This window comes from Mycobacterium angelicum, assembly GCF_002086155.1.
GTDB classification, from domain to species: Bacteria; Actinomycetota; Actinomycetes; order Mycobacteriales; family Mycobacteriaceae; genus Mycobacterium; species Mycobacterium angelicum.
Genome location: NZ_MVHE01000021.1, coordinates 46,025 through 59,816, shown reverse-complemented (window position 1 = coordinate 59,816; position 13,792 = coordinate 46,025). Strand labels below are relative to the sequence as shown.

At 68.6% G+C, this 13,792-nt stretch carries 9 protein-coding genes; 1 reads left to right on the top strand and 8 read right to left on the bottom strand.

Annotated features, from left to right (window positions below):
- The 8 genes from BST12_RS14830 to BST12_RS14795 all read right to left on the bottom strand — a co-directional run bounded on the left by BST12_RS14830 (position 1) and on the right by BST12_RS14795 (position 13,018).
- Positions 1-309, bottom strand: coding sequence for a PE family protein (locus BST12_RS14830; RefSeq protein ID WP_083113881.1), 309 nt, complete (start codon positions 307-309; stop codon positions 1-3).
- A 2-nt stretch (positions 310-311) separates the two neighbouring features.
- Positions 312-4,313: a type VII secretion protein EccCa gene (eccCa, locus tag BST12_RS14825; RefSeq protein ID WP_083113880.1), complete on the bottom strand. Its 4,002-nt coding sequence runs from the start codon at positions 4,311-4,313 to the stop codon at positions 312-314.
- Positions 4,310-5,881: a type VII secretion protein EccB gene (gene eccB, locus BST12_RS14820; RefSeq protein ID WP_083113879.1), complete on the bottom strand. Its 1,572-nt coding sequence runs from the start codon at positions 5,879-5,881 to the stop codon at positions 4,310-4,312. The genes eccCa and eccB overlap by 4 nt, the downstream gene beginning before the upstream one ends.
- Positions 5,878-7,749, bottom strand: coding sequence for a type VII secretion AAA-ATPase EccA (gene eccA, locus BST12_RS14815; protein WP_083113901.1), 1,872 nt, complete (start codon positions 7,747-7,749; stop codon positions 5,878-5,880). The genes eccB and eccA overlap by 4 nt, the downstream gene beginning before the upstream one ends.
- 184 nt (positions 7,750-7,933) lie before the next feature.
- Positions 7,934-9,418: a PPE family protein gene (locus BST12_RS14810; protein WP_083113878.1), complete on the bottom strand. Its 1,485-nt coding sequence runs from the start codon at positions 9,416-9,418 to the stop codon at positions 7,934-7,936.
- A gap of 128 nt (positions 9,419-9,546) precedes the next feature.
- On the bottom strand, positions 9,547-10,452 hold the full coding sequence (locus tag BST12_RS14805; RefSeq protein ID WP_083113877.1) for a class I SAM-dependent methyltransferase: 906 nt from the start codon (positions 10,450-10,452) through the stop codon (positions 9,547-9,549).
- Positions 10,453-10,469: 17 nt separating this feature from the next.
- Complete coding sequence (locus BST12_RS14800) at positions 10,470-12,029, bottom strand: PPE family protein (RefSeq protein ID WP_083113876.1); 1,560 nt, start codon at positions 12,027-12,029, stop codon at positions 10,470-10,472.
- 86 nt (positions 12,030-12,115) lie between these two features.
- Positions 12,116-13,018 (bottom strand): oxygenase MpaB family protein, encoded by a 903-nt coding sequence (locus tag BST12_RS14795; RefSeq protein WP_083113875.1) that lies wholly within the window; start codon positions 13,016-13,018, stop codon positions 12,116-12,118.
- 102 nt (positions 13,019-13,120) lie between these two features.
- On the opposite strand from BST12_RS14795, the gene BST12_RS14790 reads away from it, so the two are divergent.
- Positions 13,121-13,774: a TetR/AcrR family transcriptional regulator gene (locus BST12_RS14790; RefSeq protein WP_245850309.1), complete on the top strand. Its 654-nt coding sequence runs from the start codon at positions 13,121-13,123 to the stop codon at positions 13,772-13,774.
- Positions 13,775-13,792: the final 18 nt, after the last annotated feature.

Sequence of the window (13,792 nt, the reverse complement as noted above, 5' to 3'; positions counted from 1 at the left end):
TCAGGCGCCGGCGATCCCGTAGGTCGCGGCGGCCGCGGCATCACCGGCGAGATAACCTGCGCCGGCTTCGCCGACCCCGACACCGGCACGACCGAGCTCTGTAACCCCTTGCGCGGCAACGACGGCGTGTTCCTGGCCCTGGGCGCTGAACCCGGCCGCGGTCTGCAGCGACACCGGATCGGCCGCCGGTGGCGCCACCGCGGTGATCAGTGGAGTCGCGCTCGCGTGGGCGGCGGCCAATCGAGCCGTCAGCGCCTCCACCGCCGCGCTGGTCGCAGCCAGCCCCTCGGGAACCACTCGCAACGTCATGACTAACTTCCCTCCTGTTGCGTTTCACCAGATATCGCGGCCGCACCGACCAACGGGTTGACCAACTGCACGTACGTGGGACTGTCGCTGTCACCCAACAACATCGCCCGGCCCGCGGGCAGCCGGCCGAACCGCTGGCCGCGGATCTTGCCGCTATCGGCCGGATTGCCGGCCAGCATCAGCGTCGTCGCCTGTAGGTCGTTGAAGCGCCGCAGCAACGGGTTCGTCATCAGCCCGTGCGCCGAGCCGGACGCACGTGCCGTCACGATCACCCGCAAGCCCAAATCGGCGGCCTGGGAAAGCAGTCCCAGCAGCGGAGTCCACGGTCGTTGCCCGACGTACGGCCCGCTCATCGCCGCGGCGTCCGGGATCTGGTCGACGTCGTCGATGATCAGGTAGTGGGTGTGGCCGTCATAGGACCAACGCGCCAGCTCGGCCGCCGACAAGCCCGCGGGCGGGCGCCGCGACTCGATGAGGTTGGACAGGCCGATCATCGCCGGGATGATCCGGTCGATGTTCGCGGTGTACTCGTTGTCGGGGAACAACGGCTCGTCGACCAGGTGCAGCCGGCGATCGAACACCGTGAATGCCACCTCGTCTGCGGTGGAGTGTTCGCGGATCGTGCGGATGAGGTGGCGCAGCAGCGTGGTCTTTCCTGACTTGCTGTCCCCGAACACCATCAGCAACGGGTTCTCGGCGAAGTCGAGCACCACCGGCGCCAGGTCTTCCTCGCGCTGTCCGATGACCACCTGGCCCGGGCCGCGATACAGCCTGCCCAGCTCTTCGGTTGCCAGGTTGGTAGGCAGCAGTCGCACCGGCGGTGCGGTCAGACCGGGATAGCGGGCGTTGATCGCGGCGATTTGGTTCAGCTCGGGAGCCGCGAACAGGAAATGCTCTGCGGCCATGGTCAATCCGCGACCCGGCTGGTCGTGCGGGACGGCCTCGGCCGGGCGGCGCAGCGCGCCGACGACCCGCACGTTGCTGTCGCGGGCGTCGTGCAGCCTGAGCTCGAGGCGCAACCCGAGCCCGTCGCGCATAGCCAGCGGCACCTCCAGCCAGCTGGGGGTGGTGATGACCACGTGGATGCCGTATGCCAGGCCGACGTTGACCAGCTCGGTTACCTTGGCCAGCAACGGGTTACGCGTATTGAACTGGTCGGTGTTGTCGCGGCCGAAAGCGTACAGGTTGTCGATCACCAAAAACACTTCACCGAAACCGTCATCGCCGGGACCGGAGCCGTTCCCAGAGCCGCTGCCATTGCCGTTCGCGGACCGGTCGCGGAATGCTTCCCGGCGCTGCCGGGACAGCAGCAACTGCTCCAGCTCGCCGAAGGTGCGCCGGATGCGTTCGGGTTCCAGCGCCGAGGCCACACTGCCGACGTGCGCCAGGTTCTCCAGCGCGCGCAGTTGCCCGCCGCCGTAGTCCAGGCAGTAGAAGCTGACCTCGTGCGGCGAGTGCAGGCCCGCGGCCGACAGGATGAAGGCTTGCAGTGCAGTCGATTTGCCGGACTTGGGACCCCCGTGGATCACCATGTTCCCGGCCGAGGACCGCGCGTCGAACACCAGCGGGTCGCGCCGCATCTCGAAGGGCTTGTCGATCTCACCAAGCGGCCAGCGCCACTGTCCGCCCGGCACGCCGGCCCGCGCCAGCACCGAGGTCAGCGGAATCGGTTCGTCCAGCGGCGGCAGCCACAGTTGCGGCGCACGTGGCCCATAGCTCGCCAATTGCTCGCCGATGGTCGCGATCAGCTTGCGCGGCGGGCCCAGCGGTGCTTCCTCATCCGCCCCGGAGATGACGGTGCCCGGATCGGCCTCCACCGCACCGGCACTGAACAGCTTGGGCTCCGGAATGGACTGCACCACAAGAGCTTTCACCTGCTGCGGCGGTTCATAGATGCCGTCGACGTAGGTGCTGCGGAACTTGATCGGCGTCGCGCCGGGCGCCGGCACCAAAAAGCCCACGCCTTTGTGTTCCTTGCCGGCCTCGATGTGGTAGGCGTCCTCCACACCGATGATCTGGCGAGAAACGCTGGCGCTGGCCACCTTCAACCCGATCCGGTAGGAGGTGTTCTTGTCGATGTCCTTGATCTTGCCGACGTCCAGCGTCTGCGACGCGAACAAGATGTGGATGCGGAACGAGCGGCCCTTGCGGGCCACGTAGTCGAACAGCTCCGCGTATTCCGGATGATCGGCCAGCATCAGGGTGAACTCGTCGGCGACCACGAAAAGCGTTGGGATCGGCGGCAACTCATGCCCGGCAGCGATGGCGTTCTCGTATTCGGTCACCGAGTTGAACGCGCTGCCCTGCACGCGGCGGCCCGCCTCGCGCAGCAGCACCTCACGCCGGGCCACCTCACCGCGCAGCGTGTCGGCGAACCGGTCGGCCAGCGACTTCTTCTCGGCCATGTTCGAGATCACCGCGACGACCTGAGGGAAATGCCGGAAGCTATCGGCCCCGGCCTCACCCTTGAAGTCGGCGTAGATGACGATCAGCCGGTCGGCGGAGTGCGTGGTCAACAGCGCCAACAGGATCGACATCAGGGTCTGCGACTTGCCCGAACCGGTCATACCGATCATCAGGCCGTGCGGGCCCATCCCGCCCTCGGCTTCGTCCTTGAGATCGAAGAACAGCGGTTCGCCGGTGGCGGTGACACCGATCGGGACACGCAACTCTTCGTCGCGACCGCGCGGTGCCCACAGCGCGGGCACATCCAATTGCGAGGCATCCGAAATGCCCAGCAGCGTCGTGAAACTCGCGCCGCGGGTGGCCGCCGAGCGCAGTCCGGCGTGGGTGGGGTTGGAGTCCCAGCGCGACAGCCGCCGGGCCAGATGGGCGGCCTCCTCGGCACCGAAGTGGTCGGCGGCCTCGATGTAGGGAGCCCAGCCGCCGGTCTGCCAGCGCTGGATGGCGCCGCCACTCACGCGCAGGATCGGCTTTTCCGGGTCCGAGTACTGCTCGCGATGCGGCTGGGCGGCGCAGATGTGTACCACCGTGACTCCCGCGCGGCCCATCGCCAGTGCCGAGGCTGCCAGGTCGTAGTCGGGATCGTCGACGACGATCAGCAAGTGCCGCAACGCATCTGCCCGGGTACCGGTGAAGGCGGGGCGGTCCACGAGTGCCGGCCCAAGCCGCACGACCAGCTCGTCGGGATCGGTGGACAGGTAGCGGGCCGGGCCGACGCCGTCGATCTGGCCGGGAATGTCCACGTGCGGCAGCCACTTCAGCCAGGACCAGTCGGACCCTTCCAGATCACGGCTGGCCAGCGCCACGCCGAGCACGGTCGGGTCGTGCCAGGTCACCGCCTGGGCGATCCACGCGCGCAACGCGCCACGCACATCGGTGCCGTCCCCGGTGACGCTGATCCGCGAAACCTTGGTCAGGTCGATACCGGTCGGCACGTCGCGCACCGTGCGCTGGGTATCGAGCAACCCGCGTAATGCGCTGTGCGACACCGGTTCCAGGTCGATCTCGTCGGCGATGTCGTTGACCCGCAACGCGATCGCCAACGGCGCGCAGTCACGGCCGGCGCGCACCACCAGAAAGTCGGGGTCGTGCGGATCGCGCTCCCACTGGCGGCGCGAGCCCGGGACCGCTGCCAGCGCGGCCGGCTCGGGATGCGACCACTGCGCGGCGGCGCGCTGCTCTGCGGCCGCGGCCCGGATGTTGTCCCGGATGACCGACAGGTAGCGCAGATAGTCGGCGCGCTCGGCGTCGACCTCCTCGGTGCGCATCTTGTTGTCGTTGCCGCGGTAAAGCGCGGTGGCCGCCAACAGCAGCACGAACGGGAAGAACAGCGTCTGCGGGGAGATCACCCGCATCCCGGTGGCGACCAGCGCGACGATCATGCCGACGATCAGGATGCCGATCATGTACGGCAGCGCCCGGCGCAGCAGCGACGGGGGGATCACCCGGGGCAGTTCGGGCGGCGCCTCGATGGCGATGGTGCCCTTGCGGGTGCTCGGCGGCGCCAGCCGTCGGCGCGCCTCGAAGATCAGTCGGCTCATCGGGGCTCCCCCTCTGCCGCCGCTGGGCGACCGGGCTTGGTGTCGGGTGGCAGGCCGTCGTGCGCGAGCAGCGCATCGGTGCGCGACAGCGTCGGCCCGGGTGCGAACAACGAAAGTACCGACCACGGTATCGAGAGTGCGGGCGCTTGCAGGCCAAGGGCCTCAACGGTTTTGCGCCCGGCCTCACCCTCGGTGTCGATGCCGAATCGCACGCCGGTGTCGGAGACCCAGAACAGTGACCCGGTGGCCGGTGCCGCCGCGCCGCCACCGACAGTCTGGGTGAAATACCCTGCGCCCGGCGGCAGCGCGACACGGGTGGCCACACCCGGAGCGACGCCGCCGACCAGCTCGACGGTGCGCACCGCCTCGGGCACCGGCAGCGCCGAGCCGGACAACAAGGTCAACGAGCTGGTGGCCGCCCCGGCCGGCTTGCTCCAGGAGGCACAGGCGACCGGGCTGCGGGCCGCGTCGACGAGGCTGACCTGCTGGGCGGGGTAGCGCGTGGTGTCCAGCAGCCGAGACACTGGCAACTTGGCCACTTCGTCGGCGCCCAGGCGCGGCGGCTGTTGCAGGCCATAGGAATTGGTGTTGCGCAGGATCGCGGCCAGCACCGGCGAGATCGGTTGCAGGCCGTCGGGTGCCACCGCGTAGTAGCTGTCGGACGGGTTCTTGTCCAGTGAGTAGGCGGTGACCACCGCCCCGATCGGCGCCGGCACGGCGAAGTTCGCCGGGGTGCCGGCGTTGGGGATCACCGGAGACGTCAAGGCCGGCGCTTCGGGTATCGCGTTGAACAGCCCGAGGGCGATGGGCCGCGGCGCCTCGGCGCCCAGCCCGAGAGCACTCGTCACCGCGTGGTCAGCCAGGTCGATGCGGCTGCGTTTGCCGTCCCACAGCAACCAGGTGCCGCCGCCGTTATCGGCCAGGATCGCTTGTCCGGCGCCGAGTGTGGCGGCCCGCGGGCCGGTGCTGTCGGGCGCGCCGGCAACCACCGTGACCCCGGTGCTCGCGGCGCGCCCACCGGCGCCGCTGACCGCATCGCACACCGTCCAGTCCGCGTCGTGCGAGGTGCTTTGCACCATGCGCTCCGGCGCGCCCGGGATACCGATCAGGTTCCCGCGCGCAAACCGGTCCAGCTCAGCGCTTTTCACCGTCGTCGGGTTGACCGGTTTGCCGGCGATGAGCCGGGCCGAGGTCAGGTTGAGCACCGGGTGCAGCTCGTCGCCGACACGCACATACAAAGCGGCGGTCGAGCGATCGGCCAGCACCGGGTTGGTACCGGCCTGCCCGTTGGGCCGGATCAGTGAAAACACAAAGCAGCCAACCAATCCGGTGGCCAGCAGCAGCGCGCCCATCAGAATCGCACGGGACTGGGTCCGCAACGGGTCGACGAGCATCCGGGTGTCGTGCAGCGCGATACCGGAAGCGATGCGGCGCATCACGAACCGCCAACCGGTCACCTGGTGGCGGGTGACGAAGCCGCGGCGGTACACCACCTTGTCGGGATTGTCGTTGGCCGGTGTCCGGGACGCGAATGAACGCCGCTCGTCGATAGGCTCATTGTTGGTCATGCCGGCACCGAGAGCCCGAGACCGCGCAGCAGCGGCTCTACCGATTTGCCCACGTCGGCGGCGGTGATCGTCATCAGTTCCTCGTCGCTGAATTCGCCGGTTCCGGCGTGTTCTGAATGGTCGAGCCGGAATTCACGTTCCTCTTCGGAGCGCTCGACGATGTTGCGCACGAACCGGCCGTTGCCGGCGATGTCCAGGCTGCGCCGCGAGATTCCGTTGGCGTCCGGTGTCGTCGCCGAGGCCAGCTTGGCGAACAACACCTCCAGATCCTGTAGCGCCGACTCTTCGAAGAGGCTGTCGCGCTGCTCGGCCATCTTGTGCGCGATCTCCACCAGCTCATGCGACATGTACGACGGGAAGTCGATGCTGCGGGTGAACCGCGACCGCAAACCCTCGTTGGTGTCCAGGAACTTGTCCAGATCGGCGCGATAGCCCGCGATGATCACCACCAGCCGGTCGCGGTCGTTTTCCATCCGCGCCAGCAGCGTGTCGATGGCCACCAAGCCGAAGTCGTTCTTGGCGCCGGTGGCCACCAGGGCGTAGGCCTCGTCGAGGAACAGCACGCCGTCCAGTGCGCTGTCGATGATGGCGTTGGTCTTGGCCTCGGTCTCGCCGATGTGCTGGCCGATCAGGTCGGCGCGGTGCACCTCGCGAATGTTCTCCCGCTTCAAAAGCCCTAGGCCACAATAGATCTTGGCGACGACGCGGGCGATCGTCGTCTTACCGGTTCCGGGCGGGCCGGCGAAGATCAGGTGGTGGGTGCGCTGGGCGACCGCCAGTCCGCGCTGCTTGCGCACCAGCTCCATGGCCACCGAGCTCTTCAGCCGCGACACCTGGTTCTTGACCTCGTCCAGACCGATGAATTCGGCGAGCTGACGCTCGGCCTCGTGCAGCAGCGCGGACTTGCGTTCGTGTGCCGCGGGGTCGATGAAGTCGTCCGCGCTGGGCTCGGTGGCGACATCCCACGGATCGGTGCGGGCCTCGATCCGCCCGGCCGTGGTGGTCACGATGCCGAAGCTGGTGTCGGAGAGGGCCTGCTCGACCTGTTCGTTCTCCGGATGGGCCGCATACAGGTCCTGCAGCACTTCGGCCGCCGACTCCTCGTCGACGTGGGCACGCAACACCAGCGCCTTGGCCAGCGCGCCGTCAACCGCCGCAACGGCGACCGGACCGTCGGGTTCCTCGAGATAGGACAGCGCCGGCGCGAACATACCCAGCCGGGCCAGCGCGGTGCCCAGGGTGATTTTGGCGGCGTGCGCAAACGCCTCGTCGAGACCGGGATCGTTGACGATCGGCGTGAGCAGCTTGACCACCGTCGACCAGCGCTCGGCCCGGTAGTTGACGACGACGGACAGCCAGCGCGCCTCCCGCCAGCTCGGCCGGCGCGCGGCGATGTCGTTGATCAGCTCGTTGGCCTTGGCATAGTTGCCGACGTCTGCTGTCGACGTCAGTGCGGCGGCGTAGGCGAGCGTGAAGTCGTCGGCGTCGGCGGCGCGGAATCGCAGGTAAAGCCCGGTGTCGTAGTGAAAGCCCAATGCGCCGGGCGCCAATTCCACCTGCCGCTGCAGCAATCCGGCAGTGGCCGAGGTGCGCGCGACGGCTTCCAGGACCGCGACGGACTGGTCGCCGGCGGCGGCCCGCCCCGTCCACGCGTCGCACTGATCGTGGGCGATGCGGGTGAGCGCGGTGAATCCGGTCCGGGCGGCAGTCAGGTCGGCTGGGCGCTGACGCTGGTAAACCGCGATCCCCAGGGCCCGGCAACAGGTGGCGAACCGGCTGACGACGTCCGAATCGACCTTTCCATTTACCGGGCCGTTGGTCCGGGATGCGAGTGGATGAGCCAGCATGCCGATATCACCGCGTTCCACGCCCTCGCTGTCTCCTGCACTCAAGTTCGTCATAGGCCGATGCCGCCCGAAGTAAGCCTCCCGAAGTTAGCATTCCCTAAGCTAACTGTCGAGGCGGCCGAGATCCTGCGATGCCCCACACCATTCCCCTTCTGGATTCCCTGCCAGCCATCTCTGACCTTGGGTGTTATCCGGATACCGAAGCTTACTGAATATGATTTTCATTATCAAAGGTTCCCGGCAGCATGGGACTAACCGGGCCGCCGCCGAACCCGTCACCGGCCACAGCGGCAAGCCCCGCTGCGTCGGCGGCAGCGCCGGACGCCGACGTGCCGGCAAAGCCTAGTACCCCCGCGCCAGGGCCGGCTGCCAGCACCACCACGGGCAGCGGCGCCGAGCCGTCGGCACCCAGAAACTCATGCCGGTACCCGCGATCCGGCATCGCCGCTCGGCGGCGCCGTCGCGCCCGGTCTTCGGCATGGGCCGACGCCGCCGCCGCTGCCGGCGTCGCCACCAGATCGGGTTCCGGCGCCTTGCGGGCGGCGCCGGCGCTCATCGCCGAGCCGCTACCGACGCCGGGCCCACCCACTAGGTAGGGAAAGGGAGCGGCCGCGACGCCCGCGGCCGGCGGTGGCGGGGCCCCGGCCGCGGGAACGGTGGCGGGCGCACCCGCCGGAGCCGGCGCTGGGGCCGGGGCCCCGGCCGGCGCGACCGTGGCACTGACGACCGGCGCATTCGCCACGGCGTGCAACGCGGGCTCGGGGACGGCGGGCGCCCCCACGGCCGCCGCGGGGAGCGCACCGGGCTGGATTCCGGCCAGTCCGCTCAGCCCCGCCGCGCCGCCGAAAAAGCCGAGGTTGGCAGCGGGCAGGGCGAGTGCCAGTGCCTGTAACTCCGGCGTGAACGTGTTGATCACCTCGCCCAGGTGCCCGACCTCGTCGGCCACCAGCAGCGGAATGTGGGCCTCGATCTGCGCGATGGAGCCGGCCGGATCCTGCGGGAAGTTCGCCAGGTCTTGGGCCAGGGTCTGGTACACCTCGGTGACCCGATTCACGTACCAACTCAGCTGGGTCGGGTCACCGCCGTCGTTGTCGACGATTCCGCCGTTGTCGCCGCCGGTGTCGGTGTGGTCGGTGCCGTCGGTCTGGTCGGCATGCGCCGTCTGGATCGGCGGCGCCGGGTCGGTCTGCGGCGCAGCGTCCACCGCGGCGGCCGAGACGGCGTGATAGGTGGTCATCGTGGTGGCCGCCTGAACCCACATGCGCACGTAGTCGGCCTCGTTCAGCGCGATCGGGATGGTGTTGACACCGAAGAAGTTGGTGGCGACCAGGACCGCATGCATCGCATGGTTGACCGCCAGTTCGGCCAGGGTCGGCATCGCGGCCAGCGCCGTCGCATAAGCCGCTGCCGCGGTGTCGTGCCGGGCGGCGGCGCCCGCGCTGTTGGCGGTGGCACGGGTCAGCCAAGCCAGGTAGGGCAGGTGGGCGGCCACATACCGCGCTGCGGTGGGCCCCTGCCAGGCCCCGGCCTGCACGGCCGCCAGGATGCCGCGCAATTCGTCGGCCACGGCCGCATACTCCGCACTCAGCAACCGCCACGCGTCGGCCGCGGCCAACATGCCAGCGGGGCCGGGCCCGCTGCTCAACTGGGCCGAATGGACCTCGGGGGGTATCGCCATCCAGATCGCCATACCCGAGGCCTCCTTGCCGGGACGTGCCGGGATGAGCTCAACAAACGACGCACCCGTTAGGAGTCGTCGGAGCTGCGTCCGGGAAAGTTCCCCGCACACGTCAAATTCATGCCGAACTCAACGCGGATTCACGGTTTTGTGGCGCTCACCAGCGTGTTGCGCGCAAACATCGACGCGGCCTCGGAGTCGGGACCGGGTACCGGCCGGTCGAGCTCGCGCAGATAATCGTTCAATGGCGTACCCAGCGCCGTCCAGCCACGCTCGGTGAACCATTCGGTGGCCGGTGCGCACTGCTCGTTGTAAACCAGCTGAAAGAACTGGCGCCCGTCCCCAGCGGCGGTCGCGGCGCGTTCTTCTTCGACCGCGGCCTGGAATTCGTGGTCGGGCAGCGGGGCGCCATCCTCTACCGCGGCGTGACTGCCGGGGCTGGCCAGTCGGTCGATGCCGACGAACAGCTGCTCCTGGGTAGCGGCCGGCAGATAGATCAGCAGTCCCTCAGCGATCCACGCCGAGGCGCTGTTGGGGTCAAAACCGCTGTCCTGCAATGCTTGTGGCCAATCTTCGCGGAGATCAACGGCGATCTCACGACGCTCGGCACGAGGTTTGACGCCGTGCTGTTCGAGTACCTGGCGTTTGAAATCGAGGACTTGCGGACGATCCAGCTCGAAAACCGTCGTCCCGTCCGGCCACGGAAGCCGGTAGGCGCGCGAGTCCAGGCCCGCGGCCAAGATGACCACCTGACGCGCGCCGGCGTCGGCGGCCCTGCGGAAGTAGGCGTCGAAGTATCTGGTGCGGGCGCCCTGGAAGGTGACGAAGAACTTGCCGAAGTCGCCGGTCTTCAGGGCGTGGTCCGGCGCTTTGCCGTCCACCACGTCGGCCCAGGATCCGCCCACTGCCCGGCAGAACACGTCCGCGTAGGGATCGACCGCTAATGGGTCGGGCTTCTGCGCCTCCAGCGCTCGCGCCGCCGCCACAAACAGGGCGGTCGATCCGACGCTCGTGGTGATGTCCCAGGTGTCCCCTTCACGACGCACCCATCAACCCTACCCAGCTAGCCGCGCGGCGGGGCCGGGTCGGGATCCCAGGTGCCCGGAACCATCGGCAACCGGGGGCCGGCACCGAATTCATCTGCCACTGCCGTCAAACCCGCCGCCGGCGCCGCCGTGGCATGGTGCACCGTCCCGGCGAATCCCACTGGGCCGGCGCCCCGATCCGAAGCCCACACGTCGTCGGGGGGCAGGCCGGAATCAACATCCATGTCGAGGTACTCGTCGGCGTAGTCGCGCCCCACGAGCCGCCGTCGCCGGCGCGCCCGGGCCTGGTCGCGCGCGGCCGCCGCGGCAGCGACAGCTGCGGAATCGGGTTCTGGCGCTTTCCTTTTCGCGCTCGCGCTGGCGGCCGCACTCATACCCGAGCCGAAACCGATACCAGGACCGCCGCCGACCAGAAAAGGGAAGCTGAAACCGGCGGGCGCCGGGGGTGCCGGCGGCGCGGGCCCCGGGGCGGCCACCGTGCTCGGCGCCGGTGCGGGCGCCGACGGCGCAGCCGGCACCGAAGTCGCGACCGACACCGTGGGAGCCATCCCGGCAACCGGAAGCATGGGCGGTGCGGGGGCAGCCGGGGGCACGGCGGCCGGGACCACGGGGTGGATGCCGGCCAGGCCGGACAGACCTGCGAAGCCGGCCACCGCACCCACGTTGGCAATGGCACCACCAAGGGCGACGGCCAGCAACTGCGGGGACTGACTCAGCCAGGTGGCGATCTCGGCGATGTGGGTCGGCCAATCGAACAGCTCGAGTTCCACCAGGAACTGAATGGCCTCAACCGGATTCGTCACCAGCAACCGGGCGAACTCCTGGAAATCCTGAGTGAGCTCCAAGGCCCGGACCACCCACCAGATCGCCTCACCCGGGTTGGTGTACGCGTCGTACGGGATGCCGTTGACGGTGCCCTCGGCGGGGTCCCAGATCACCCGACCGCCGGTGAGGACACGCAGGATATCCGCGAGCACGTCGTCCAGCGGGGTGGCGTTACCCCCGTGATCGTGGCCGTCGTGGTCGTCGGCCGGGGCGTCGGAATTCACGATCGCAGGCGCGACGGCGGTCGGCGGCGCTGAGGCCACCGCCGCCTCGGCAACCGCTTGATACGTCGACATCGTGGTAGCCGCCTGAATCCACATCCGCACGTAGTCGGCCTCGTTGAGGGCGATCGGGATGGTGTTTATCCCGAAGAAGTTCGTCGCGACCAGCGCTCCGTGGATGGTGTGATTGGCGGCCAGCTCGACCAGCGTCGGCATGGTCGCCAGCGCGGTCGTATAGGCAGCGGCGACGCTTTCCTGCCGACCGGCCATATCCGTGGCCATCCCACTCGTCTGCATCAGCCAGGCCAGGTAGGGCGCATGAGCGGCGACATACTTATCGGCCGTGGGCCCCTCCCAGGCTCCGCCCTGGACCGCCGCCAGCAGTGTCATGAGTTCGTCTGCGACAGCGGCGTATTCGCCGCTCAGCGCGGACCAGGCCGCTGCGGCGGCCAACACCGATCCGGGCCCCGGGCCGCTGCTCAACAAGGCCGAATGGACCTCAGGCGGCGACCCCATCCACACCGTGGCCATACGAAAACCCCTCCGCCGGACAGCACCGGTTTCGGAGGTTACTGAATTTGATAATCGTTTTCAATACTGGCCCGACGGCGACGTTGCTACACCAGTGGACGGCCCGTCTTGATCCGGCGATCCAGATCCCACAGCATCAGGTTGAACGGGAACTGCCGCAGCATCCGCGGCAGCTTCCGGTTCACCGCGCCGAACACGCTCATCAACCGGTCAAAGCGGCGTTGCCGGGTGGCGTCCCATGACAACCCCATCTCGTCGCGAAACCGTTGCGGCAGAAAGCCGGTGGTGATGAGCAGGTTGAAGCTCTCCATCCGCTGCTGGATGGCGCGCGGCAAGCGCACTCCCCTTATCCGGGAAACCGCGATCGGATAAAGGAATTCGCGGACGGTGTCGTCGATGTGCACCTTGTCCAGCGACTCCTGCCAGTACCGGTCGAAGGCGGCGCGGTCCGGTGGCCACAGCTCCGGCGGCACCTGCAGCGTGGTGCCGATCGACATGCCCTCGCGATAGAGGCGGTCGGCGTCCTCCTCGGGTATCTCGCCGACGAACGTTCGGTAGATGTCGACGCCACCCTTGTAGATGCAGGCCGCGACCCACAACTGCAGTTCGGGATCAAAAGCGTTGTAGGACACCGGACTATCGGGTGTGGAGTAGACCTGCGCGTGTGCGCGGTTGACGGCGCGGCGAAACGCCGCCTTCTGGGCGTCGGTGCCGGCGTTGGCCACCGCGATATAGGTGAAAGTGGTGCGCGCCCGCTTGATCGGATGACGGTCGATGCGGCCGCTTTCGACGCGGCTCTCGGTCACGCCGTGGCCCACGCCGGGCCGCGACAGCTCCATGATCACGTTGGCCGGACCGGCCAGCAGAGCCACTCCCATCAGGCCGTAGTCACTGGCGACACGGCGCCGCGACCGCTGCGGGCGTGGCGGGTCGGAGATCGGTCGCTCGACATGCGGAAGCGGCGGGCGAACCGTCTGTTGAATTGCCATCGGCTGGCCTCCCAGCACTCGCTCCAGAGGTCGAGAGCTAATTGTGAGAACGCTTGTTTCCTGATTTTGGCGGTAACCTACCCTGGTGTCAAGGTGGCGGGCGTGAGCCGCGGCATGCGGCCGTACCGCGGTGTCGAGGCCGCCGAGCGGCTGGCCGGGCGCCGCCGCCGGCTGCTGGCCGCCGGGCTGGACCTGTTGGGGTCGCAGCAACCAGACCTATCCGAACTCACCGTTCGCGGGGTGTGCCAACGGGCCGGGCTGGCGTCGCGCTACTTCTACGAAAGTTTCACCGACAAGGACGGATTCGTGGCCGGCGTGTTCGATTGGGTGGTGGCCGACCTGGCCGCCACCACCCAGGCCGCGGTGGCGGCGGTACCGCCTGACGAGCAGGCCCGCGCCGGGATGGCCAACGTGGTGCGCACCGTTGCCGGTGACGCGCGCATCGGGCGGCTGCTGTTCAGCACACAGCTGGCCAATGCGGTGGTGATGCGCAAGCGGGCCGAGTCCAGCGCCCTGTTCGCCGTGCTCTCCGGCCAGTATGCGGTCGACACGCTGCGGGCACCGGCAAACGAGCGCGTTAAAGCCGCGGCCCACTTCGCCGTCGGCGGCGTCAGCCAGACCCTGAGCGCCTGGTTGGCCGGCGATGTGCAACTAGAGCCCGTACAGCTCGCCGACCACCTGGCATCGCTGCTTGTCGAACTGACCGAACCAAGCCTGTACCGCACTGGTGACTTCACCGATTCGAAGCAACGCTAGGGCTGCCAGCCTGGAGTC